Raw genomic sequence first — 23,894 nt, 5'->3', positions numbered from 1 at the left:
TCAAACGGCTTGGAGCGCGTGCGAAGCGGGTGCGTCGCCCACCAAAAGCGGCACGTATCGCCGGGCGCCGCTTCGCTCCACCCTCACGAGACCACGGTCGGTGAGCTTCAGCTCGGGGATGCTGACCGCCAGGCAAGCGAAGCCCGCCATGGGCACCAGGCCCTTGTGCGGGGAGCCGATGCGCGTCTTGAGCGCATTGGCAACCCCGCGCATGGCGGCCAGCGAGTCCTCCAGCGGTGCATGCGAGAGTATGCCGAGCACCGGCATGGGCAGTTCGGCGACAACCTCCCCGCCCTCGACGACCACAATGCCGCCGTCGAGCTCGGCAATGCGATTGGCGGCGAGCGCCATGTCGGCATCGTCCACCCCCATGACGAACAGGTTCATGATGCCTGCATTGATGGTCGCGGCGAAGGCGCCGCGGCGGACGCCGAAGCCGTGCGTCAACGCAACGGAAAGGCGTCCGCTCGCCTCATGGCGGTCGGCCACGGCGAGCTTGGCGATATCTCTGGCCGGACCGCCGACCACCGAGCCTCGCGCAATCTCTAGATCCAGGTGCAGCTCGCGGGTCTCGAGATAGCTTGGGCGCATATGAATGGCCCGAAGACGGGCGGCACCGTCCTTGATCGGGAGCGCAAAGTCTTCCGCGCGGAAGGTTCGGCCGAGCTTCACCGTGCCCGTGAAGGCCTCCGGATAAGGCCTCGTGCTGCGCTCCAGCAGGTATTGACCATCCCTGGCGGCGAGCTTGCCTTTTGCAAAAGTGGCAAGGACGTTGAAGTCCGCGAGATTGTCCACGACCACAAGGGAGGCGAAGCGACCCGGCGTCACCGCGCCATAGTCGCGCTCAACGCCCAGGCTGCGGGCGGCGTTCAGGGTGACCAGCCGCACCGCATCGATGGGAGCGAGGCCGTGCCGCACCAGTGTGCGCAGCTTGCCGTCGAGGTGCCCGTCATCGGCCAGATCATGCAGCTCCTGCTCGTCGCTGCAGACGCTGAACAGGGCGGGATTGGCGCCCTGCTCGGTGATGGCCGGAAGCAGGCGCACCATATCCTGAGTGGACGAGCCTTCGCGCATTTGCACGTAAATGCCGAGCTTGACCCGCTCCAGCGCTTCTTCCGGCGTGATGGCCTCATGGTCGGAGCAGACACCCTGCGCGGCAGCGGCCTGAAGCGCCGCCCCCGAGAGCCCTTCCAGGTGGCCGCCAATGACATGCCCACGCCGGATCGCGTGCTCCCAGGTTTCCGCAATTCCCGGCACGGGCAGCTGGCGCACAGCGTCGCTCCACTCGCGCAGTTCCACACATTCCGGCCGATCGAGCAGCGCTTTCATGTCTTCCAAGCTGAAACGGCGGGTGCAGCCGAACTCGCCGAGGTTGAGCGCCGAGGCATGGAACGGAGACAGAAGAACATCGAGACCGGTGCCTTTGGCGCGCTCCAGCTGCTCCTCGACGGCGCGCAGGCCCCCGATGGCGGCCGACTCATAGAAGCAGGTGCTTAGAGCGACCGTGCCCTGAGGCACGATGAGTTCAGCCAAGCGTTCGATAGTGACCTGCGAAAAGCCGGTATGGAAATGGGGGTCGATAAATCCGGGGAGTATAAAGCGGCCGGCGTAGTCGATCTTCTCTGTGGTCGGTCCGATGCAGTGGGTGACATCGCCGATCGCGGCGATCCGGGCGCCGGCGATGGCCAAGTCTCCCGGCAGAAGACGGCCGGACAGCACGTCGACGATCCGTCCGCCAGAAAGCACTATATCTGCCGCTACCCGGCCCGCCGCTGCATCGGCCGCGCGACGGCGCTCCGCGACCTCGGCCACCTTGCCCCCGTGCTGATGCGCCATTTGTCTCCACCTCCAACACCACTGATCCGAGGACCTTAACAGAACCTAACGCGATCTGCAATCGTTTGCACGACCAAATGCGCTCACGCCAGACCGTCGGCGCTCGCCCCTTTGATATAGCGGGCGGGCGGGACACCGAGCGCCTTCCGGAACATCGTGGTGAAGCTGCTCGGCGAGCCATAGCCGAGGTCGAAGGCCACCTGGGCGATGCTATCGCCGGATGCGAGCCGCTCGATGGCCAGATGCAGGCGAAGCTGCTGGCGCCAGTCGCCGAAGGTCAGGCCCGTGTCGTCCTTGAACAAGCGCGCCAGGGTTCTCTCGCTGGCCGAGGCATTCTTCGCAATTTCCCTGAGAGAGCGCTGATCGGATGGGTCTTGCATCAGCGCATCCATGACACGGCGCACGCGCCGGTCTTGGCCCGTGGGCAGATAGAGGTCGCTGCGCGCCGACTGCGCCAGCCGGTCGATCAGAACCGCAATCAGCCGCGCCCCCGGGCCGGACAGGCCGGCCTCCCAGGGCTGTTCCGCCACGGCCTTGATAAGCTCCTTGGTCAGGCCGTCGAGCTGCAGAAGCGCGCAATGCGCGGGCATCTCCTGCTCGAAGGTACTCATCTCGAGGTAGAGATGCCGCATGGCCACGCCGCGCGGATAGCGCGCGCTGTGGGTGATCCCCGCGGGGATCCACAAGGCGCGGACCGGCGGAACCACCCAGCGGCCGTTTTCCACCTCCACCACAACGATGCCCGATGTGACATGCATCAGTTGCGCGCGGCGATGCCGATGCGGCGGGAAGATCTTGGCCTCCACGGAATCATGGTGCCACCCCACCACAGGCGACTGGGCTTCATCCGGATCGGGAGAAAGGGGATAGCTGAAATCCATGGCAGTTTCTCGAAAGAAATTGGCAGAGTTTCGAATGGCAGCTTTGAGGGTGGGGAGTCAATATCATCACCAGAATGGCGACCGTGCGTAGGCCGCCGCCAATCCCGTTTGGCGGGATCGTGGGAGGGCATTATGTCGAAGATTCTGATCAAGGGCGGCCGGTTGATCACGATGGAATCCCGTTACGAGGCGGGCGCCCGTGGCGATCTTTTGGTGGTCGACGACAAGATTGCCGCGATCGGGCCGTCGGTCGACGGCGGCGATGCCGCGGTGATCGACGCCGCGGACTTCATCGTGATGCCGGGACTGATCGACTCTCACGTCCACACCTGGCAGACGGGACTGCGCGGTGTGGCCGGGGATTGGACCGTGGCGGAATATATGCGCGCCATGCATCGCGGCCTTGCCACCTATTTCCGCCCCGAGGACATCTATATCGCCAATCTGGTCGGCGCACTCTCCAAGCTCAACGCGGGCATCACCACACTTGTGGACTGGTGCCACAACAATCCTACGCCGGATCATACGGACGCGGCGATAGACGGGCTCGAGGAGTCTGGCGCGCGGGCGCTCTTCCTGCACGGCTCGCCCAAGCCGAACCCAAAGCCCGGCCAAAAGCACTTCAGCGAAATGCCCATGCCGCGGGCCGAGGTGGAACGCCTGCGGAAGGGGCGAATGGCCTCCGATACGCGACTTGTCACCATGGGGCTTGCGGTTCTCGGCCCCCAATACTCGGTTCACGACGTTTGCGTTGAGGATTTCAAGCTGGCCCGCGAATACGGCCTGATCGCCAGCGCCCATACGGGCGGCGCACCCCTCATGTCGCCCGGCACGTTCGAACAGCTCATCGCGCTCGGGCTCATCGATCAGCGCACCAATATCGTGCATGCGAACAATTTTGATGACGCGCTCATCAAGGCGCTCGTCGGGGCCGGCGCAAGCTTCAGCGTGACAGCGGACGTGGAGCTGCAGATGGGCTTTGGCAATCCCATCACGGGCAAGCTGCGGGCGCTTGGATCGGCTCTCTCGATAGGCTCCGATGTGGAGCCGGCGGTTGCGGGTGACATGTTCTCCACCATGCGCGTGACCATGAACGTGCAGCGGAACCTCGACAATCTGGCCGCCCTGGCCCGCGGCGAGCCCTTGCCGGCCACGACGACGATCACCTGCTATGAGGCGCTGGAATGGGCCACGATCAACGGGGCGAAGATGATGGGCAAGGCGGATCAGATCGGCAGCCTTGCACCAGGCAAGCAAGCGGATATCACGCTGATCCGCACCACTGACCTCAACTTGCATCCCGTTCACTCGCCGGTCAGCAGCGTTGTTCTCCAGGCGAGCTTGGCCAATGTCGATACTGTGCTCGTGGCGGGTAAGTTCGTGAAGCGCGATGGGGCGATGCTGTTCCCCGGCCTTCGCGCCAAGCAGGAGAAGCTTCTGGAGTCCGGCCGCAGGATCCTCATGGATATCGGACTGCTCAAGGAGGCTGCCTGACAAGACCATGAAGCATTTTGCCGTTGTCGTGACCAATCATGTGCTGCCGGGCATGGGCGGCGAGTACCTGCGGATCGTGACGCCGGTGCTCGACGCCATGCGCAGCGAGCCGACCTTCATCAACACGATCCTCAACCGCGATCCGGAGGATCCCGACCGGTTCATGCTGTTCGAGATCTGGGCCGATCGCGCCGAATTTCTCGACGTGCAGATGAAGCGGTCGTACCGGGCCGAATACGAGGCGAGGCTGAAGGATATTCTCAGGGCGCCGCGCACCATGCAGTTCTGGGAGCCGCTCAGGGAGGATTATGTGTTCTTCGCCGGGCCCGGATTTGACCGTTACGGTCAGGAGCCCACGGATCGCTAGGACCAGCCATGCCCGGTCCTGTGGGCACTGGATTGAAAGGACCGGTCGCGACCGGTCCTTTCTCTTTCTGCTAATTTGCCGACGATCCGAGCCTACCCCTTCGGCCGGCCGAATGCCTCGCTCAGGTAATATTGCATAAGGCGGCTCTTCCCGTCTCCGGGCGGAAGCGCGAACTCAAAGACCCAATAGGCCGCCATCCCATTGACCTCAAACGGATCAGTCGCAAGCAGATCGCGGATCTCCTGCTTGCTGGAGCCGGCAAGAATATGCACGCCCCCAACGGGCGGCACCCTGCGCCCTCCCGCGATCATCAGGCCGCGCCTTTCCATCTCCTCGATCCACTCGATATGCGCAGGGAGGTGCTGATCCACCTCCTCCAGCGGCCGAAGATATTCGCTGACGCAGATGAAGATGTTGGGGACCTGATCCATGGAACGCTCCTCGGAAGTCATATGAATTGGAGTCCTCGGGACTGCCGGTGACACGCAGCATCGCACAAGGGAATCGGTCTTGCAATCGTTTGCGAAAGATGTCACTCTGCCGACGGATCGCGATAACAGGACGAATGTCTGCCGCGCGGTCCGGCGCGCTACTACGCCGGCAAGGTGTGGGCCGCCACTGGTGGGAGGAATGCCGATGACCCTGGCCGATGGCCTTTGCTGGATCGTTGCTGCCGCGCTGCTGATCCACGGATCCGCGAACACCGCGGGCGCAGATTTCGCGCGGCGGGCCTTCGAAAGCTTCGGATACCCCAAGTGGATGCTCACCACAGTCGGGCTGGCAGAACTAACGGCGGCGGCCCTGCTCCTGTATTCACCCACCCGCGGGATCGGCGTCGCTATTGCCGGGATATGCCTCATCGGCGCCGTCGGCACTCTGGCGCGCCAACGCGCGTGGCGGGAGATGGAATATCCTGCGATCCTGCTTTCGCTCGCCGCGCTCATTGGCCTCGACGTGGGGGGCATCGTATGAGGGAGAGCATCGTCATTGCGCCGGATAGCCACCTCTGCAATCGTTTTTACATTGAAGAGCGGCCAGCAGCGGCCCCACAAAACCGCAGTCCCGATGCGGCGAGCCCCCCTGCCCTTGAGCTTCGCAGCGCGACCAAATCGTTCCGGGGCGTGCGCGCCCTCTCCGATGTCTCGATCGAGATCAGGCCGGGGGAAATCCACGTGCTGCTGGGCCAGAACGGCGCAGGCAAGTCGACGCTGATCAAGGTGCTCGCCGGCGCCCATCGTGTGGAGTCCGGGGAAATTCTGGTCGGGGGCCGCCAGGTCTCGATGGCCAGCCCTTCTGACGCGATCGCGTATGGTATCGCGGTCATCTACCAGGAGTTCTCGCTGGTTCCTTCCCTCGATATCGGTCGGAACATTTTCTTGGGGCGCGAAAAGCTGTTCTCGAGAGGCGGGTTTCTCAATCTGAACGCACTTTACCAGGCTGCGGCGAAAGCGCTGAAGCGCCTCAATCTCAACTATGATCCGCGACGCAAGGTCTCGCAGCTCACCGTCGCCCAGCAGCAGATGGTCGAAATTGCCAAGGCGCTGGCCAAACAGGCGCATGTGCTCATCCTGGACGAGCCGACCGCCGCGATCTCGGAGCGGGAAGCGGAGATCCTGTTCGAGGCGCTGGAAAGGCTGCGGACCCAGGGATGTGCCATCGTCTACATCTCGCACCGGATGCGCGAGGTGCAGCGCCTGGCCGACCGCATCACCGTGCTGCGGGATGGAAAAGGCGTAGGCTCCTGGCGCCGGCACGAAAAGAGCATCGACGAACTCGTCACGCTCATGATCGGCCGTTCGCTCGAAGCCGCGCCGCCCAGGATCACGCATCGGCCGGATCAGACGCTGCTTGAGGCGTCCGGCTTGCAGACCTCGGCGGTCAGGGTCGATGCATTGACGGTCCGGTCGGGCGAGGTCGTCGCCCTGGCCGGCCTCGTCGGTTCGGGGCGCACGGAGGTGCTGCGCGCAATCTTCGGCGTGGACCGCCTCGAGGCAGGGGAGATCCGGGTCGCGGGCCGCAAGATCTCGCCGTCTCCGGTCGCCGCCATCGCGAATGGCATCGGTTTCGTGCCCGAGGACCGCAAGCGACAGGGGCTGGCCCTCTCGCTCCCGCTTGCCGATAACCTGATCGCCTCCTCACACCGGCTGATGTCGACGTTCGGATACCTTCCCCCCATGGCGGTGGCCGACAGGGCGCGCGAGATGATCCGACTGCTCGGCATCAAGGCTTCGGGTCCGAGCCAAGCCGCGACCACACTGAGCGGCGGTAACCAGCAAAAGGTCGTGTTCGGGAAATGGCTCGCGGCGGGGTCGCGCCTCCTGCTCCTGGACGAGCCGACACGCGGCATCGACATCGGCGCGAAATACGAGGTCTACGGCCTGATCCGCGACGTGGTGGAAAAGGGTGGCGCCGTCCTGCTCGTCACCTCCGATCTGCCGGAGCTGATCCAGCTTGCCCACCGGGCCTATGTCATGCGCGAAGGCACGGTTGTCGGGCACCTCGAGGGAAATGCCCTCACGGAAAAGGCGATTCTCGATCTGGTGATGAGCGATGACCGCCGTTGAAACCACAAGGACACTCAGCTCAGCTTGGCGGCAACGCCGGACCATTCCGGGCGCCGCCCTGCTGATTCCGGTGATGGCCGTCGTCATCGCGGTGATCGAACCGCGGTTCCTTTCCCTGTCGAATATGACCAATCTCGGCCTGCAGGGCTCGATGCTGCTGATGGTGGCCCTGCCGATGACGCTGGTGATCCTCACGGAAGGCCTGGATCTTTCAGCGGGAGCGATGCTGAGCCTCGCCGGCGTCATTGTCGGGCTGGTCCTGCTCTCCGGCTGGGGAGTCCCCGCCGCCGCGGGTGCTGCGCTGCTTGCGGGTCTCATCATCGGCGCCATCAACGGGCTTCTGATCGGGCGCTTCGGCCTGCCCACATTCGTGGTCACCCTCGGCACGCTGGGGCTCGCTCATGGCGCCGCGCTCGTGCTCTCGGGCGGCAATGTCGTGGCCGGCTTCGAAAGCCCGCTTCCGGACTTTTATTGGTCGCGCGTCCTGGGAATCCCTGCGCCGGTCGTGGTGGCGCTGGCCGCCTATGTGGCTTTCCACCTGCTGCTTTATCGCACCGCCTTCGGGTCTTACGTGTTCGCCCTCGGCGGCAACAAGGATGCGCTGCGCCTTGCGGGTGTCCGGGCCGATCTCATCCACGTGCTAGTCTATGTGATCGCGAGCGTGACCGTCGCGGCATCGGCCCTGCTCCTTGTCGGCCGGATGGCTTCGGCCCACCCCACCGTCACCCTCGGCACGGAGTTCGATGCGATAGCTGCGGTGGTTCTGGGCGGCACATCGTTCGAGCGCGGTCGCGGTTGGCTGTTCGGCACGGTCCTCGGGGTCGCGGCGATCACCGTTCTGCGCAACGGCATGAGCCTGCTTGCGATCGAGCCCTCACTGCAGGTCGCGTCGGTCGGCGTGCTTGTCATCCTCATCCTGCTGTTTGACCGCGCACGCCTCGACGGCTGAGGAGATCCGCCATGTCGTTCACGCAAAACACCGCATCCATGCCTAGTATCGTCGCGCTGGAAGGGGCTGGTGCGGTGATCCTCCAGCGCCTTCTGCTGATCGCTATCCTGGCGGCAGTCCTTTCCCTGGGCACGGACGGATTTGCCTCGACGGAGAACGTTCTCAACGTCCTGCGGCAGGCTTCGCTGCTGTTCATCATCGCGGCGGGCCTCACTTTCGTGATCATCGGCGGCGGCCTTGATCTTTCCATCGGCGCGAACCTGGCGCTCTCTGCCTGCCTGGCGGCGGCTGTCGTGAAGACGACAGGTTCCGTACCGGCCGCGATCGCCACCGCTCTTGCCTGTGGAAGCGCCATCGGCCTTATCAATGGGCTTCTCATCACTGTGCTGAGGATCCCGCCGTTCCTGGCAACCTATGGCGTGCTGTGGATCGCACAGGGCGTCACCTACACCTTCATGCACGGCCAGGCGATCTACGGCTTCCCGCCAGCGCTGCGCTTTCTCGGCACAGGCTATGTGCTGGGACTGCCGGTGCCGGTGGTGATCATGTTGGCGCTCATGGCGCTCGGTGGCGCGGTGCTCGCCTTCACCAGCTTCGGCCGGCAGGTCTATTTCATCGGCGCCAATGCCTCCGCTGCCGAGCTTTCCGGCATTCCGATGCGCGCCCGGCGGATATTGCTCTATCTCCTGAGCGGCGCAAGCGCGGGCTTTGCCGCCCTGGTTTATCTCGGGCGGGTCAACGCGGCAGACGCAGGGGTCGGCGATCCCCTGCTGCTTCCGGCCTTTGCCGCGGTTCTCGTCGGCGGCACATCGCTGTTTGGCGGCGCAGGCGGAATGGTCCAGACCGCCCTGGGCGCCATCATCCTGACGCTCGTCATCAACGGGCTCAATCTCTTCAATATCGGGGCGGCCTGGCATCCATTGGTGACGGGCGCCACCATCATCCTCGCCATCAGCATCGACGGCCTGATCAACAGGCCACAGCGGGACTGAGTTCGGGGCCGCCGGTTACGCGCCGCGGCGGTAATGGTTTCGGCGCATCAAAGGAGGAAAACCATGAAGCGTTCTTGGATCGCCGCCGCGATAGCGGCAGCCGTTGGGTTGGGCCTAACGCTGCCCGCCCGAGCGGAGGGGGAAGCAGTGGCGGTGTTTCGCCTCAACCAGGTGGATGAACATTTCGAATCCGCCCGCATCGGCGCCGACACAATGGCTGCGAAGATGGACGCAAAGGTCGTCCATTACGTGCCGATCAAGCCGAACAATCTGGCCGAAGCTATGAGCCAGCTTGAAGACGTTCTGGTTTCGCGGCCGGACCTCGTGCTGTTCATGCCGCTAAACCCGAATTCGCAGCTGCCGCTGATCCGGTCGATCATCAAATCGGGCATCCCCGTCGTGAACTTCAACGATCACACAATCGCCAAGACCCTGTTCGAAGCACTCGGTGGCAAAGGCAATGTGGTGATCCTCGAGGGCATCAAGGGGAATTCCACCTCGGACAACCGCGTGATCGGCTTCAACAAGGCGGCCGCAGAATTTCCGGATATCAAGGTTCTCGCTTCTCAACCCGCCAACTACAACAGGCTCGAAGCGCTTCAAGTGATGGAGAACCTGATGCAGCAGCATCCGCAGATCGATGGCGTGATCGCGGCGAGCGACAATATGGGCGTTGCGGCGGTGGAAGCGCTGGAAGCCGCTGGTCGCAAAGGCACGCGGGTCGTGAGCATAGACGGCACGACGGAAGGCGCGCAGGCGGTGAAAGACGGCAAGATTCTCGCCATCGCCGAGTTCAGCGGCTTCAAAATGGCATGCATTGCCATGGAGCTGGGCCTGCGCTCCGTGCGCGGAGAACAGGTGCCCAAGGAAGTCATTCTGCCTGGCGCCCTGATCACCGCGGCGAACGTGGATGAATGGCTGGTGCCGATGGACAAGCGTGAATGTCCAACTCTCGCCGAGTATGCTTCGTGAACTGAAACACGTGAGGCACCTGTGCTATCGTACGGGTGCCTCGTCTCGGCTGCGCTACGGCAACGCGTGCTCAAGAATGTCGCGATAGGTGGCCGATCCGCTGGGGCAGCTGTGGACCAGGCGGCCGAGACGCATCACATGGATCGTGGCGCAGAGCGCGATCAATTCCTCGAACTCCGAACTTGCGACGATCACGATGCAGCCGGTCTCCGCCGCAATCTGCCGCAAGAGAGCGTGGATTTCCGCCTTGGCACCGATGTCGACCCCCTGGGTCGGCTCCTCGATCAGGAGCACGCGGGGCTTGGAGGCGACCGCCCGGGCAATTGCCACCTTCTGCTGATTGCCACCACTCAGAAAACCGGCTCTGGCGGAGATATCGCGCGGCCTGATGTCGAAACGGTCGATATATTCACGGGCGAGCGCTGCTTCGGCCGCTCGGCTGCGCAGGCCAAGCCCACCCCGCTCATGGAACGCGCGGCCGCTGATGGCGATGTTGTCCGCGATGGAGCGGCGCGGCACGATCGCGGCATTGCGCCTGTCTGCGGGCACGAGCACGATGCCCGCCCGGTACGTGTCGACGACGGACGCGCCATGGCCATTAGATCCTGCGAGCTGAACCGTGCCCGATTTGCGCGGAAGCGCATTTGCGATGGCCCAGAGCAGCTGTCCATGGCCGGAGCCTTGCACGCCAGCAATGCCGACGATCGACCCAGGGCGTGCCTCAAAGCTCACGCCCTCGACCCAGCGGTCGACGCTCAAACCATCCACCTTCAGGCTGGCAGAGGCTACTGCCATCGAAACAGAAACGGGCGGCGCGGACGCCGACCTGGATGTGGACTTCGTCATCGCTTCCACCAGCCGTGCCCGCTCCAGGGGCCGGCTGAACTGGCCCGCCACCCGCCCGTCGCGCAGAATAGTCGCGCGATCGGCGATCTGGATGACCTCGGACAAGCGATGAGTCACATAGATGATGGCCTTCCCTTCACGGCGTAGGGCTTGCAGGTTTTCCAGGAGATGTGCCGCATCCGGCTCCGAGAGTGCCGCCGTGGGCTCGTCGAGAATGACGATCTCGCCGGGTTTCAGCAAGCACCGGGCTATTTGCGCAAGGCGCAGCTGCGGTACGCTGAGCGTGCCGGCTATGGCCTCCGGGCCGACATCGAGCCCGATTTTGGCGAAGGCCCGCTCAACCTGCCCGTATTCCGAATCACTCAGCCTGCCGCGTCTCGCCTGCCCTTTCTCCACCCCCAATAGCACGTTACGGCCGATGGAAAGCCGTGGAACCATCAAGACGTCTTGCGGCACGATCGTGACGCCGGCGGCATAAGCTTCCGCAGGCGTGGCGAACCATCCGCTTCTGCCACGGATGACGAGGTTTCCCTCATCCGGCTGATAGATGCCGGTCAGAATTTTCAGCAGTGTCGACTTACCGGCGCCGTTCTCGCCGAGAAGCGCGTGGATCTCGCCGCATTGGAGGTCGAAGGCGACCCGGTCCAGCGCGATCACGCCCGGAAAGCGCTTGGTGACGTTCCTGACTCTCAACGCGACCGGATCGCTCATCGGGATATCCTGTGCGCCCTGATCTCGTCCATCACTGGCTCGTTGGAATGGTCCACCCATCCGGCACGGTGTTGAATCGCTCCCAGACCGGATCGGCGACGTTCTCCTTCGATACGGCGCCGGCCGGGATGCAGGTGCCTCGGACGACCGTATCGTCACCGTTCAGCACCTGGACGGCTTGGGCGACACCCACATAGCCCACGGCGATGGGAAAGTCGGCCAGCGCCGCCGCCGCTCTACCGTTCTTCACGGCATCGACCATGATCGCGTCATAGCTCGAGCCGACATAGACCGCGTTCTGATGTTCCGGCGGAATGGCCGTGGGCGGTAGCAGAAGGCTGAAGACGGTATAGATCCAGTCGACCTGCGGATGTGCCTGGGCAGCGTTCTGGAACTTCTGCAGCCCCTCGGTCGGCGTGCTGTCGGAATGGGCCACCGCATTGAGCGCCATGTTCGGGTGTTTCTTGATCTCTTCCTGAAAGCCGGCGACACGCCGCTGCGCCCAGACCGCGTTCGCGGGACCGCCGAGCACGATACCCTGTCCACCGTTGGGAAGATATTTTGCGAGCGTCTGCACCGCGAACTGCCCGACGGCGAAATCGTCCTGAACGATCTTCCGCGACTTGGCGCTGCTCGACAGGGTGCCGACGTCGAAGACCGGCGTGCCTCCATCCACCGTCTCGTCGATGATGGTGGCAAGCCCCGCCGGATCAGCCGGGTTGATGAGAAGCGCGTCGGTCTTACGGCTCAAGGCGTTCTCCAGCTGGCGAATTTGCGCCGCCGAGTTCATCATGCCGGAGCCGGAGCTCACCCTGACGTCTACGCCCGCATCTTCCGCCGCCCGGTATGCTCCATAGACCAGCGCCATGATGTAGGGATTGGCGAGAGACGGCACGGAGACGACGATGTTGTACCTCTCCTTGGCCTTTGGCGCGGAAATGCCGGCGAGGTCGTTGACGGTCAGGATGGCGTCGCACTCCATGGGCTTCATCTCGGGGGCCACTTGCGCCTGCACCGCGGAGGGGATGGCGGTGGACAGCAGTCCGGCCAGAAAGCCTGCAAGGATCGGCCTTGCGCATGCATATGCAGAAGTCATTTCAGCTCCCCGCGTTCGAGGTTGAGCACATTGGGATCCATGGCCTTCGGCGTTTCACCGCGAAGGCGGAGCAACCGCTTCAGAAGCTGCGGATTGCGGGCCTGGGCCACCAGCACCGCACAGATCAGCACGAGGCCCGTCACCATTTGCTGGTAGAAGGTGTTGATGCCGGCGATGTCGAGGCCGGTGGTGAGAATGGTCAGCAGCAGCACGCCCAGAAGCACGCCCGACAGCCGGCCGCTGCCCCCGCCGATCGCCACGCCGCCGATGACGGCGGTGGCGATGGAGAGCAAATCGAAGCCCTGGCCGATATTGGCCTGGCCCACTGCTACGCGTGCGGTCAGCATGACGCCGGCGAGCCCAGCGAAAGCTCCGCAGCAGGTATAGGCGAGGATTTCGTATCGGGTCACCGGCACCCCCGCCAGGCGGCAGGTCTCGCGGCTGCCGCCGATCGAGAAGATGTAGAGGCCGGCTCGTGTGCGGTTGAGGATGAACCAGGCGATGGCAAATGCGATGAATGCGATGGCCCCGGCCGAGGGCAGAAATCCCCAGTTCGCGCGCCCGAAGAACGACAGCTCGGCAGGCAGGCCGACGATCGAGCCGCCATTGCCCAGCTCATCCGCCAGGCCGCGAAGAAAGGTGAGCATGCCGAGCGTGGTCACGAACGGCGTTATGTTGAGCTTGGCAATCAGCAGGCCGTTTACCAGGCCGATCAGCGCACCGGTGGCAATCCCGACGAGGATCGCCGTTGGAACCGGTGTTCCTGAAACGGCGAGCAAAGCCACCAGAACACTCACCAGCCCCATATTCGAGCCGACCGAGATATCGAAGCCGCCGACGATCAGCGCAAAGCTCTGGCCGATGCCCACCACCAGGAGGATTCCGGCGACGCGGACCATGTTGCGCATGGTGCCTTCGGTGGCGAAGCTATCGGGATAGAGAAAGGCAAAGAGGCCGAACAGGAACACTGCCGCAAACAGGACCTGAAGCTCGGTGGAGGCAACGGACCAGATCGCCGGTCTCCGGGCGGCAGACGCGGGCTTGCTCCTTGCACCAAGCAGCAAGCCGTCATGTTTACCGGCTCTGTCGACGTCTGACATGAATTTGGCTCCTCCCTCTGCCGTTTCCGGCCCTGCGCTTCTCCCTGGTCCGGTGGCGCGTTTTGTTTTAGCAAACGTTTGCATAAGCGCATCTCCTTGTCCAGCCCTTTCAATTCGGAGATGCGCTCGCACGCGTCGGGGGCCTAATCCACCTCCAGCCCTGTCTTGAGCGGCTTGTTCTCGCTCACCAGTTTATGGCCAGCATGCAAGGCGACCGTCTCCAAAAGCGCTGCGAAGTCCTTGGCCAAATAGGCTTCGGGATCCGACTGGAGTGCCGCCGTTCCGAAATGCGCCTGGATCGCCTCGCGGGTGGCCGCGGTGACCGGCAGCGCCACCCCCAGCTCCCGCCCGAGTTCCAGGCCGAGATCCATGTCCTTGCGCAGGAGTGGAACGGTAAAGGTAGTCGTCCAATCGAGATTGACCAGCGCAGGCGTCTTGTAGCGGGTGAAGATCGAGCCCATCACCGAATTGTTGATGAACTCCAGGAAGGCGTGGCGTGGCACCCCGGCCCGCTCGGCGAGGATGGTGATCTCTGCCAGGTTTTCGATGATCACGCCCAAGAATACGTTATGCGCGATCTTGCAGATGCGGGCGAGATCGCCCTCCCCTACATAGGCGACGCCGTTGCCAGCAATGGTCTCGAGGAAGGGCAGCACCTTCTCATAGACGTCGCGAGGGCCCGATACGACCTGGCTGAGCTTACCGGCCTTGACGCATTTGCCGTTGCCGCTGACCGGCGCCACCAGGAATTGCGAGCCCAATGCGTGGAGACGAGAGCGGATGACATCGCTCTGTTCGACGCCGATCGAGGAGCAGTCAACGAAGATAGGTGGGCGCCTGGTTCCGGTCGCCACGCCGACCGACCCGAAATAGACCTGCTCCAGGTCGTCGCCGGTCGACACCATGGTGAACAGCACGTCGACGCCGGCGAGATCGCTCGGCCGGTCCACGAGCTCGGCACCCAAGGCGGCGAGCGGCTCGGCTTTCGACTTCGTCCGGTTCCAGACGGATAGCTTGAAGCCGGCCTTGATGAGTCGCTCGGCCATGGGGAAGCCCATGCGCCCAAGACCGATCCAACCCGCGCTCAGCGTCGACTTACTCATGATGATTCCTCTTCATGGACAGATTGAAACTCAAGCCTCGGCAAGCCAGTCCCGCATCTCGATGATCTGCCGGAGCTTGCGCAGGAAGGCTGCGGAATAGGCGCCGTCGAAGGCGCGATGATCGAAGGACTGGGCCAGGATTCCGACCCGCGCGATGCTCAGGCGATCACCCTCCGGATCCTCTATGACGACCGGTCGTTTGCTGATCCCGTCCGTGGAGAGGATCGCTACCTGCGGCGGGTTGATGATGGGTGTCGTGAACAGGGTGCCGAAGGTTCCCGAGTTCGAGATCGAGTAGGTGGCGCCGGCAAGATCGTCAGCCGACAGTCGCCCGGTGCGGGCACGGTCGTTGAGATCCTGGATAGCGCGAGCGAGGCCGCGCACGGTCATGCTGTCCGCGTCCCTGACGACCGGCACGACCAGCCCGTCATGATCGAGATCCACGGCGATTCCCAGGTTCACGCGACGGTGGACGTGGAGGCTTTCCCCGTTGAGGGTCGCGTTCACTTGCGGGTAGTCGCGAATGGCGAGGCAGACCGCCCGGGCGATGAAGGGAAGGAAGGTCAGCTTCGCCTCGCCTCCCCGGCGGTCGGCATTGAGCGCCGCACGCGCCCTCTCCACCCGCTGGAAATTGACTTCGACGCCCTGCGTGACATGAGGGATCTCCCGCCAGGCCTGCGCCAGATGCTCTCCCGCCTTCCGGCGGATGCGGTTCAGTTCGAGAACATCAAAAGCGCCGGTTCGCGGTGCCGGCTGTTCGACCGCCCTTGCAACAACGGGCGGAGGGGCAGGCGCCGATACCGGCGCTACAGCGATCTCCGCTTCCGCAGGCGCGCGCAAGGCTCGCTCGACATCCGCGCGGGTGATGCGACGGCGGCCGGCAGCTGCAACATCTGCCGCCACGCGCTCCACCGCAATCCCTGTCTCTGCCAGCCTGCGCCGGGCAAGCGGGGTTATAGGCAAGCCATTGGCGCCACGCGCAATCGCGATAGGCGCCGGTGTGCGGACCTCGAAATACGGGTCCAGCGTGGAGCTTTGCGTCGATCCGTTCCCCGCCGGGGCCAGAGCGGCCACGGCTGCATTCGCCGGCTCCGACGAGGAGCCGTCCTGCGTTGCGCCAATCACCGCGACAATGGCGCCGACCGGAGCGCTCGCGCCTGCCGGTACACGAATCTCGCTGAGCTTCCCAGATGCGAGGGCCTGGACCTCCATCGAAACCTTGTCGGTTTCGATCACGAACAGGGGCTCACCCTCGCGCACCTCATCGCCAGGCTGCTTGAACCAGGCTTCGATCCTTCCCTCGGCGACGGTCTCGCCGAGCTGCGGCATGATCACTTCCATGGCCGGGCTCACCATTCGACGGAGACATATTGGGTTTCGAGGAACTCCATGAGCCCCTCGTGGGCACCTTCGCGCCCGATGCCCGACTGCTTCATGCCGCCGAACGGTGCCGCAGGATCGGAGACCAGCCCGCGATTCAAGCCGACCATGCCGAATTCAAGCTGCTCGCACAGCGCGAGGCCGCGCTTGAGGTCTCGGGTGTAGACATAGGCCGCCAGGCCATATTCCGTGGCATTGGCCTTGGCGATCACTTCCCGCTCGTCCTCGAAGCGCTGGATTACGGCAACCGGGCCGAACACCTCCTCCTGCAGGCAGTCGGCATCGTCCGGGACGCCGGCCAACACTGTCGGTGAGTAGAAATAGCCGCGTCCTTCGGGAACGGCGCCGCCGGTCACCAGGCGGGCGCCCTTGGCCAACGCATCCTCCACCAGCGCCGCCACCTTGTCGCGGGCGGCCCTATTGATGAGCGCGCCCACGTCCACGCCGGGCGTCAGACCATTGCCGACCGTGAGCGCGGCCATGCGCCGGCCCATTGCTGCCGCAAAGCGATCATGCAGGCTCGAATGAACGTAGAACCGGTTGGCCGCCGTGCAGGCCTCGCCCAGATTGCGCATCTTGGCGAGCATGGCGCCGTCTACGGCCGGTTCGAGGTCGGCGTCCGCGCAGACGATGAAGGGCGCATTGCCGCCCAGTTCCATCGCCGGGGTAACCACCGTTTCCACCGCTGCGCGCAGCAGCTGCCGCCCCACCTGGGTGGAGCCAGTAAAGGACACCACACGAATCCGCGGATCGCCGAGCAGGCTGTTCACCACTGCGGCGGAGCGGCGCGTAGGGATGACATTGACGACGCCCGGCGGCACGCCCGCTTCCTCAAGCAGCGGCATCAGCGCCAGCATGGTGAGCGGTGTTTCCGATGCAGGCTTCACCACCACGGTGCAGCCCGCCGCCAGCGCCGGCGCAATCTTGCGCGTGCCCATCGCAGCCGGATAGTTCCAGGGCGTGACGAGCAGCGCGATGCCGGCCGACCTGTGCTGAACCAGGATGCGTGCGCCGCTGGAGGGTGCCCGGGAGACACAGCCGATATTGCGCACCGCTTCCTCGGCAAACCAGCGGAAGAACTCGGCCGCATAGGCAATCTCGCTCATGGAGTCGGGCAGCGCCTTGCCGTTTTCGAGCGTGACCAGCCGGGCCAGGCGCTCCTGCTCGCGCATGATGATGTCGTAGGCGCGCCGCAGGATCTCTCCGCGTTCGCGCGGCTTCTTAGCCGCCCAACCTGCCGCGGCTCTCTCCGCCGCATCGAGGGCGGCGCGCCCGTCCTCCACCGTCGCGCTCGCCACCGAGGCCAGCACTGCTTCGGTTGCGGGATCGAACACCTCGAAACGCTCGCCTCCCCGCGCGGGCACCCAGCTGCCGTCAATGTAGAGGTCGGTCCGGGAAACGCTGATGTCCTGCAGCATAAGAGGCCTCACGTCATGGCGCGCAGCACGCGCTCGACAATGCGGTCGACGGTCGGGAGAGCGAGATCTTCGAGATTGTCGGCCGCCGGCAGCGGAATGTGCGGCGTCGTGATCCGCACCACCGGGCCGTCGAGATCAAAGAAGGCCTCGTCCGCCACGATGGAGGCTATTTCCGCCCCCCAGCCGCACAGCCGCGGATTCTCCTCCACCGTGAACAGTCGGCCGGTGCGCGCGACCGAACCAAGAATGGTTTGGGTGTCGAGCGGCACCAGGGAGCGGACGTCGATCACCTCAGCGTCGATACCGTGCCGCGCGGCGAGCATCTCGGCGGCGGCAATGGCACGTGACACCATCAGCGCGAGGGCAAGGATCGTGGCATCCTGGCCGGACCGCACCACCTTCGCGGTGCCGAGAGTATCGACGATCTCCCCGTCGGGGACCTCTCCTTTGGCCGCATAAAGCGACTTGTGCTCGAAGAAGATGACGGGATCGGGATCGCGCACGGCAGCCGCGAACAGGCCCACCACGTCTCGAGGGCTCGACGGCGCCACGACTTTCAAGCCCGGGATCATCATCGCCCAGTTTTCGACCGATTGGGAATGCTGGGCACCGAAGCGCGAACCCGCGCCATTGCCGGTGCGCACCACCAACGGGCAGGACAGCTGGCCAGCCGTCATGTAGCGCAGCTTCGGAAACTCATTGGCGACGAAATCCCAGCAGACGGCGAGGAAATCCGAGAACATGATCTCGGCGATGGGCCGCAGCCCGGTCATTGCCGCGCCCATGGCGGCCCCCAAGATCGCCTGCTCTGAAATCGGCGTATCGCGCACGCGCTTCGGCCCGAACTTTTCGTGAAGGCCGACCGTCGCCTTGAAGACACCGCCCGCCTTGCCGACATCCTCGCCAAGGAAGACAACACGATCGTCGCGCTCCATCTCCTGTGCGATGGCGTGAGCCACCGCATCCCGGTAGGTCAGTTCCGCCATGACCAGACCCCATCGGCATAGACATCGGTCGTGAGAAGCTCGGCCGGCGGCGGCGGGGCCGCTTTGCAGGCTTCCGTTGCCGCATTGACGAGCCGCCGCGACTCCTGCTCTATGCGCGCGATTTCATCCTCGCTCACGCCGAACTCCAGCAGCCGGGCGCGATAGATCTTGACGGGATCGCGCTCCAGCCAACGTTCGAGCTCGCCTTCCGGCCGATATTTCGCCGGGTCGGCGCGGGAGTGGCCCGAGTGCCGATAGGTTTTGCATTCGATGAGCGACGGCCCGCTGCCGGCGCGTGCCTTGTCGAGCGCTGCGCGCGCCGTGCGATAGACTATGTCGGCATCGTTGCCATCGATGACGATCGACGGCAGGCCGTACGCGCTGGCGCGGTCGGCGGCCGGATGCTCGACGGGGGTCACATCGGCGATTGGCGTGTATTCCATGTAAAGGTTGTTCTCGCAGACGAAGATCACCGGCAGCGACCACACGGCGGCAAAATTGAGAGCCTCGTGGAACGCGCCGATATTGGTGGTGCCGTCGCCGAAGAAGCAGACCGAGACGTCATCCTCTCCCAGATACTGGGCGCGCCAAGCCGACCCATTGGCGATGCAGAGATGCGCGCCGATGATCGCGTAGGAGCCGAGAACCCCGTGCTCTACCGAGGTCAGATGCATGGAGCCGCCCTTGCCGCGCATCAGCCCGTTGTCGCGCTGCATGAGCTCGCCAAGCACCGACTCGGGCGGCACGCCACGCGCGAGCGTGTGCGCGTGGCCTCGATAGGTACAGAACGACTTGTCATCCTTCCGCATGGCCGCGCCAAAACCGGCGGCAATGGCCTCCTGCCCGAGGGAAAGGTGGCTGGTGCCCTTCACCAGATTCTGCAGGAACAGGTCGTAGGCGCGTTTCTCGAAATCGCGCATCTCGACCTGCATACGATAGAGCTTGAGCCGCGTGGCCAACCCGATGTCATCATTGGCCAGAACTGCCTCCGGCATGACCTGCGCCGCCGTTCCCTTCCGTGCAGACATGGTTTCCTCCCGCAACCGCTCAGTAGGCATTGGCAATGGGCAGCTCTTCGGCGGGGAAGCGCGAGATGACCTCGCAGCCCGTGTCGGTCACGACCACTTCCTCCTCAATGCGCGCGGCGGAAAAGCCATCCTTGGCCGGGCAATAGGTCTCCAGCGCGAACACCATTCCGGTCTTGATCTCCATGGGGTTATCGAGCGAAACGAGCCGGGAGATAATTGGCCGCTCGTGCAGCGCGAGGCCGAGCCCGTGGCCGAACTGGAGGCCGAAGGCGTCGAGTTCGGAGCCGAAGCCGAATTCCTCCGCTCTTGGCCAGGCGCGGGCGACGGTATCTGTCGAGACGCCGGGCTTGATGAGCGCGATCGCCGCATCGAGCCATTCCCGACACTTCACATAGGCATCGCGCTGGTCGGGCGTGGCCCGGCCGACATTGAAGGTGCGGTAATAGCAGGTGCGATAGCCCTGGTAGGATTGAAGAATGTCGAAAAAGGCCTGGTCGCCGGGGCGCAACAGCCGATCGGTGAAATTGTGCGGGTGCGGATTGCAGCGCTCGCCCGATATGGCGTTGATCGCCTCGACGTCATCCGACCCCATTTCGTAGAGCATCTTGTTGGCGCGCGCGACGATATCGTTCTCGCGCACACCCGGCTTCAGCTCCTCATAAATCATGTGGTAGACGCCATCGACCATGGCGGCTGCCTGGTTGAGCAGAATAATCTCGTCGATATTCTTGATCTGGCGGGCATCCAGCATAATCTGCTGCCCGTCCACCACCTTGATGCCCGCCTCCTGAAGCGCGAAGAACATCGCCGCCTCGGCGACATCGACGCCGACAGGCATGTCGGCCACTCCGGCGTCGCGGAGAAGCGCTGCGATCTCGCGGGCATGCTTGCGCATGAGCCCGACATCGGGCGGAACAGTGCCGCGCATGCCGAGCATGCCGGCGCGGAAATTTTCCACCGGCATCCAATCGCAGTACAGGCGGTGGTGGACGGCGGCCGAGCCGAAGTCCCACAAAATCGGGTCGCCATCGGCGGCAAGGAGCGCAAAACGGCAGAACTTGTCGCGCTCCCATTCACCGATCTTGGTCGAGGTGACGTAGCGAATGTTGTTGACGTCGAAGAGCAGGAGAGCGCCGCAGTTCGACATCTTCAGAGCCCGTCGCGCGCGGGCGAGGCGGTAGGCCTGCAGCCTGCGGAAATCGACCCGGGTTTCGAAGTCCACCCCCATGTGGCCAGGCGCGGGAATTGCGCGCCCCCAGTTCCAATGAGTGGATGGCGTTTCGACTTCGCCTTCGCGGATGTGCCGCGGCTCTATAACCCTGCTGTCCATGGAACCCTCTTTTGCAATCGTTTGCATTTACACCACTAAGGCGTCGCGCCGTCAAGTGCAAATCCAACTGGAGGGTTGGTTGGATTCAGTGTATGGGAGAATTGGAAATCGATTGCGATCTGGAGGTCCAATGAGGACTGCTAAAACTGAGAGCCGTCCCAGGAAGCGCGTGACGCTGAAAGAAATCGCCCAGACGGTCGGCGTTCACGTGTCGACGGTCTCACGGGCGCTCGACAGCAACACTCGGCACCTCATCAACCCCAAGGTCGTGGAGAAGATTCTGAAGGCAAGCCGGGAGTTGGACTACCGGCAGAATATTGCGGCTTATTCGCTGCGGACCAACCGCACCCGGACGATCGGCGTGGTCATTCCAGACATTACCAACGCCATCTTTCCTCCAATCATCCGCGGCATCGAGGATGCGCTTCTGGCGGGCGGCTACATGGCAATCGTCGGCAACACGGACGGCAATCGCGACCGTGAACGCAGCCTGGTCGATATGTTTCTCGGCCGCGGCGTGGACGGGCTCGTGCTTGCGAGCGTGGAACGGGAGGACGACGCTCTGGACCGCGCGCTGGCGGATGGGGTGCCTATCGTTACGGTCAACCGCCGGGTCGAGAAGGATACTGTCTCCTCTGTAGTGCATGATGAATACGAGGGCATTCGGCGCGTGCTGACCCACCTTGTCTCGCTCGGTCACAAGAACATCGCCATGATTGCCGGGCCGCAGGTGCTTTCGACCGGCGCAGAGCGTTTTGCCGCGTTCGAGCACCATCGGGCGGCGATGGGGCTTTCGTCCCGCGCTCATCTGGTGGCCTTCGCAGAAGCCTATAACGAAGCGGAGGGCGAGCGCTGTGTCGAGGAACTGCTGGCGGGCGGCGACGATTTCAGCGCGGTTGTCTGCGCCAATGATCGGCTTGCAGTCGGCGCGATCGCGGCGCTGGCGCGCCATGGTATCAGGTGCCCTCAGGACATGTCCGTCACCGGCTATAACGATATGCCGATGATGGACCGGATCCAGCCGTCGCTCACCACGGTGCGCATCCAGCAATACAAGATGGGCCATGCCGCCGGAATGATGCTTCAGCGCATGATCGGCCAGGAGGTTCCACCGGAGCATGCGGTGCTGCCGGTCGAGCTTGTGATCAGGTCATCGACCGCGCCGGCCTCATCTCGAGCCTGACGCCGGCTGTCTGCGTGTCGTTGAGCATTTTCGAGCGAAGCAATAACTTAGTGTGGTTCCGCGCAGAGCGCTGGGCGGCCACCTCGTGCTCGCAGCACTGTTTCGATGGCGCGTGCGAGCTTGATGACGCCTTCGTTCGTCTCGGAGGCCGGCACGGTCGCGAAGCCGAGGACCAGCCCCGGCTTGAGAGGCTCCATTCCATAGAGCGACAGTGGCCTGGCTTCGATTCCTTCCAGCGCGGCAGCGGAGGCGACCTGCCGGTCATCCATGTTCTCGGGAAGCCAGCCCACCATGTGCATTCCCGCTTGTGGTTCCGGAGCCGAAAGCACACCGCCGAGATAGCGACCGACCGCATCCTTCAGCGTTTGCGCCCGCTCGCCATAAAGCACGCGCATGCGGCGGAGATGGCGGCCGAAATGACCTTCCTCCATGAAGTCCGCAAGAGCTGCCTGGGAGAGCGTGGGCGGATGCACTATGAAGGCACAAAGCCGATGATCACGCGACCCACCGGCGGAACCGCATCCGGAACAACACACCGTATGTCGGGCTGAGAAGTTGCAGAGGCCCGCCATAGGAAAGGAAGCGGGGAGTCGTTAGATGAAAAGCTTCCATCAGTGCATAGCGGGCCGGCAACTGTTTTCGACAACTCTATCGTTCCTCCGGCATAAGAGATCTTGATGCTTTTGCGATATATTCTGAGAACTTTGCAAGCGCGGGCGACAGCGAACGGCCGCTCGCCCAGATCAATGCGATCTCCCTGCTCATTTCCGGTTCAACCAGCGGAACCCCTTTGAGCGATCGGTCTTGAACCGCAGTCAAGGCGTAGGTCGGCAGAACGCTGATGCCAACCCCTGCGCCTACGAACGCCAGGGCTGTTGTGATGTGAGAGACTTCGTATGATGGCTTGGCGGCAACGCCCGCCGTTTCGAACCCTATCTCAACAAGTAGGCGGATGGCGCTGTTGCGGGTCAAGGTCACAAGCGGAAACCCTGCAAGCTGCTCCCATCGAACAAGGGGCTGCTCGGCCAGCCCGTGATCCTTCGGGCAGAATAGAAGTAGCTTATCTCGCGCCAGGACCTTGCGTGTGACCTCGCGCTCTTCCGGGGAAAAAGTGCCTAGCCCGCAGTCGACGGTGCCCGCCGTGACGCTTTCCACGATTTTTCCCGTGTCGACATCCAGAACTTCAACGGTGATTCCTGGATGCTCGCGCCGGAATTTGGCCAACGCCAAGGGCAAGATCGCCGACGCGAGGAGTGGCGGCGCTGCCACCTTGATGCGCCCACGCCTGAGCTGCGCCAAGTTGCTCATATTGGCCAGTGCCAGCTGAAGACTTTCCATGATCGGCGCAGCGGACGCGAAAAACTCGCTACCTGCTTCGGTCAACTGCACCTTTCGTGTGGTTCGATCGAACAGCCGCAACCCCAATTCGGCTTCAAGTTCCTTTATGGCGAGGGACAGCGCCGGCTGGGCAATCCCCAGTCTACGCGACGCCCGCGAGAAGTTGCCGGTCTCCGCGACAGCGATGAAGCTTTCAATCTGTCTGAGCGTGACACGCTGCATGAGCGGCCCATTTATAAGAAGAAGGCATCAATTGATAACACAATATAGCATTCTCGAATAGATTGAACTGTTTTTCAATCGTCGCGTCGATCGCGGCA

At 63.7% G+C, this 23,894-nt stretch carries 22 protein-coding genes; 8 read left to right on the top strand and 14 right to left on the bottom strand.

What is annotated here, in order from left to right:
• Positions 1–1,836 carry an adenine deaminase C-terminal domain-containing protein gene (locus E4P09_RS18030; RefSeq protein WP_137391017.1) on the bottom strand — a complete coding sequence of 612 codons (1,836 nt, stop codon included), beginning with the start codon at positions 1,834–1,836 and terminating at the stop codon, positions 1–3.
• 83 nt (positions 1,837–1,919) lie between these two features.
• Positions 1,920–2,717 (bottom strand): AraC family transcriptional regulator, encoded by a 798-nt coding sequence (locus E4P09_RS18025; protein WP_137391016.1) that lies wholly within the window; start codon positions 2,715–2,717, stop codon positions 1,920–1,922.
• Between the two features lie 132 nt (positions 2,718–2,849).
• On the opposite strand from E4P09_RS18025, the gene E4P09_RS18020 reads away from it, so the two are divergent.
• Both E4P09_RS18020 and E4P09_RS18015 read left to right on the top strand, forming a co-directional pair.
• Positions 2,850–4,211 carry an amidohydrolase family protein gene (locus tag E4P09_RS18020; protein ID WP_137391015.1) on the top strand — a complete coding sequence of 454 codons (1,362 nt, stop codon included), beginning with the start codon at positions 2,850–2,852 and terminating at the stop codon, positions 4,209–4,211.
• Between the two features lie 7 nt (positions 4,212–4,218).
• Positions 4,219–4,578, top strand: coding sequence for a putative quinol monooxygenase (locus E4P09_RS18015; RefSeq protein ID WP_137391014.1), 360 nt, complete (start codon positions 4,219–4,221; stop codon positions 4,576–4,578).
• A 92-nt stretch (positions 4,579–4,670) separates the two neighbouring features.
• Here the strand turns inward: E4P09_RS18015 and E4P09_RS18010 are convergent, their stop codons facing one another.
• Complete coding sequence (locus tag E4P09_RS18010; protein ID WP_137391013.1) at positions 4,671–5,009, bottom strand: YciI family protein; 339 nt, start codon at positions 5,007–5,009, stop codon at positions 4,671–4,673.
• A gap of 205 nt (positions 5,010–5,214) precedes the next feature.
• On the opposite strand from E4P09_RS18010, the gene E4P09_RS18005 reads away from it, so the two are divergent.
• The 5 genes from E4P09_RS18005 (at position 5,215) to E4P09_RS17985 (ending at position 10,055) form a co-directional block, all read left to right on the top strand.
• A complete protein-coding gene (locus tag E4P09_RS18005; RefSeq protein WP_170984489.1) occupies positions 5,215–5,550 on the top strand; it encodes a DoxX family protein in 336 nt (111 codons plus the stop codon).
• Positions 5,547–7,142 (top strand): sugar ABC transporter ATP-binding protein, encoded by a 1,596-nt coding sequence (locus E4P09_RS18000; RefSeq protein WP_137391011.1) that lies wholly within the window; start codon positions 5,547–5,549, stop codon positions 7,140–7,142. Before E4P09_RS18005 ends, E4P09_RS18000 begins: the two co-directional genes overlap by 4 nt.
• On the top strand, positions 7,129–8,091 hold the full coding sequence (locus tag E4P09_RS17995; RefSeq protein ID WP_137391010.1) for an ABC transporter permease: 963 nt from the start codon (positions 7,129–7,131) through the stop codon (positions 8,089–8,091). The genes E4P09_RS18000 and E4P09_RS17995 overlap by 14 nt, the downstream gene beginning before the upstream one ends.
• 11 nt (positions 8,092–8,102) lie before the next feature.
• Positions 8,103–9,083 carry an ABC transporter permease gene (locus tag E4P09_RS17990; RefSeq protein ID WP_205042175.1) on the top strand — a complete coding sequence of 327 codons (981 nt, stop codon included), beginning with the start codon at positions 8,103–8,105 and terminating at the stop codon, positions 9,081–9,083.
• 63 nt (positions 9,084–9,146) lie between these two features.
• Complete coding sequence (locus tag E4P09_RS17985) at positions 9,147–10,055, top strand: sugar ABC transporter substrate-binding protein (RefSeq protein WP_170984488.1); 909 nt, start codon at positions 9,147–9,149, stop codon at positions 10,053–10,055.
• 54 nt (positions 10,056–10,109) lie between these two features.
• On the opposite strand, the gene E4P09_RS17980 is transcribed toward E4P09_RS17985, so the two are convergent.
• The 9 genes from E4P09_RS17980 to E4P09_RS17940 form a co-directional block, all read right to left on the bottom strand.
• Complete coding sequence (locus tag E4P09_RS17980) at positions 10,110–11,612, bottom strand: sugar ABC transporter ATP-binding protein (protein ID WP_170984487.1); 1,503 nt, start codon at positions 11,610–11,612, stop codon at positions 10,110–10,112.
• A gap of 31 nt (positions 11,613–11,643) precedes the next feature.
• Entirely contained in the window at positions 11,644–12,708 is a 1,065-nt protein-coding gene (locus E4P09_RS17975; RefSeq protein WP_137391007.1) for a sugar ABC transporter substrate-binding protein, read from the bottom strand.
• Positions 12,705–13,808, bottom strand: a complete 1,104-nt coding sequence (locus tag E4P09_RS17970; protein WP_170984486.1) for an ABC transporter permease — start codon at positions 13,806–13,808, stop codon at positions 12,705–12,707. The genes E4P09_RS17975 and E4P09_RS17970 overlap by 4 nt, the downstream gene beginning before the upstream one ends.
• Positions 13,809–13,951: 143 nt before the next feature.
• Positions 13,952–14,911, bottom strand: a complete 960-nt coding sequence (locus E4P09_RS17965; RefSeq protein WP_137391005.1) for an NAD(P)-dependent oxidoreductase — start codon at positions 14,909–14,911, stop codon at positions 13,952–13,954.
• A 30-nt stretch (positions 14,912–14,941) separates the two neighbouring features.
• Positions 14,942–16,252 (bottom strand): dihydrolipoamide acetyltransferase family protein, encoded by a 1,311-nt coding sequence (locus E4P09_RS17960; protein ID WP_170984485.1) that lies wholly within the window; start codon positions 16,250–16,252, stop codon positions 14,942–14,944.
• Positions 16,253–16,260: 8 nt separating this feature from the next.
• Positions 16,261–17,709, bottom strand: coding sequence for an NAD-dependent succinate-semialdehyde dehydrogenase (locus E4P09_RS17955; protein WP_137391003.1), 1,449 nt, complete (start codon positions 17,707–17,709; stop codon positions 16,261–16,263).
• An 8-nt stretch (positions 17,710–17,717) separates the two neighbouring features.
• Positions 17,718–18,695, bottom strand: coding sequence for an alpha-ketoacid dehydrogenase subunit beta (locus tag E4P09_RS17950; protein WP_137391002.1), 978 nt, complete (start codon positions 18,693–18,695; stop codon positions 17,718–17,720).
• Positions 18,683–19,723: a thiamine pyrophosphate-dependent dehydrogenase E1 component subunit alpha gene (locus E4P09_RS17945; RefSeq protein ID WP_137391001.1), complete on the bottom strand. Its 1,041-nt coding sequence runs from the start codon at positions 19,721–19,723 to the stop codon at positions 18,683–18,685. Before E4P09_RS17945 ends, E4P09_RS17950 begins: the two co-directional genes overlap by 13 nt.
• A 19-nt stretch (positions 19,724–19,742) precedes the next feature.
• The gene (locus E4P09_RS17940) at positions 19,743–21,053 is read right to left on the bottom strand and encodes a M24 family metallopeptidase (RefSeq protein ID WP_137391000.1); all 1,311 of its coding nucleotides are present in this window, start codon (positions 21,051–21,053) and stop codon (positions 19,743–19,745) included.
• 169 nt (positions 21,054–21,222) lie between these two features.
• Here E4P09_RS17940 and E4P09_RS17935 point away from each other — a divergent pair, with 169 nt between their 5' ends.
• Positions 21,223–22,236, top strand: a complete 1,014-nt coding sequence (locus E4P09_RS17935; protein WP_205042173.1) for a LacI family DNA-binding transcriptional regulator — start codon at positions 21,223–21,225, stop codon at positions 22,234–22,236.
• 47 nt (positions 22,237–22,283) lie between these two features.
• Here the strand turns inward: E4P09_RS17935 and E4P09_RS17930 are convergent, their stop codons facing one another.
• Both E4P09_RS17930 and E4P09_RS17925 read right to left on the bottom strand, forming a co-directional pair.
• On the bottom strand, positions 22,284–22,667 hold the full coding sequence (locus E4P09_RS17930) for an aminotransferase-like domain-containing protein (RefSeq protein WP_137390998.1): 384 nt from the start codon (positions 22,665–22,667) through the stop codon (positions 22,284–22,286).
• Between the two features lie 217 nt (positions 22,668–22,884).
• Positions 22,885–23,796 carry a LysR family transcriptional regulator gene (locus tag E4P09_RS17925; protein WP_137390997.1) on the bottom strand — a complete coding sequence of 304 codons (912 nt, stop codon included), beginning with the start codon at positions 23,794–23,796 and terminating at the stop codon, positions 22,885–22,887.
• Positions 23,797–23,894: the final 98 nt, after the last annotated feature.

It is taken from the genome of Rhodoligotrophos defluvii (genome assembly GCF_005281615.1).
GTDB classification, from domain to species: domain Bacteria; phylum Pseudomonadota; class Alphaproteobacteria; order Rhizobiales; family Im1; genus Rhodoligotrophos; species Rhodoligotrophos defluvii.
The sequence above is the reverse complement of the archived record's forward strand: the minus strand, read 5'-3'. Positions and strand labels throughout refer to the sequence as shown.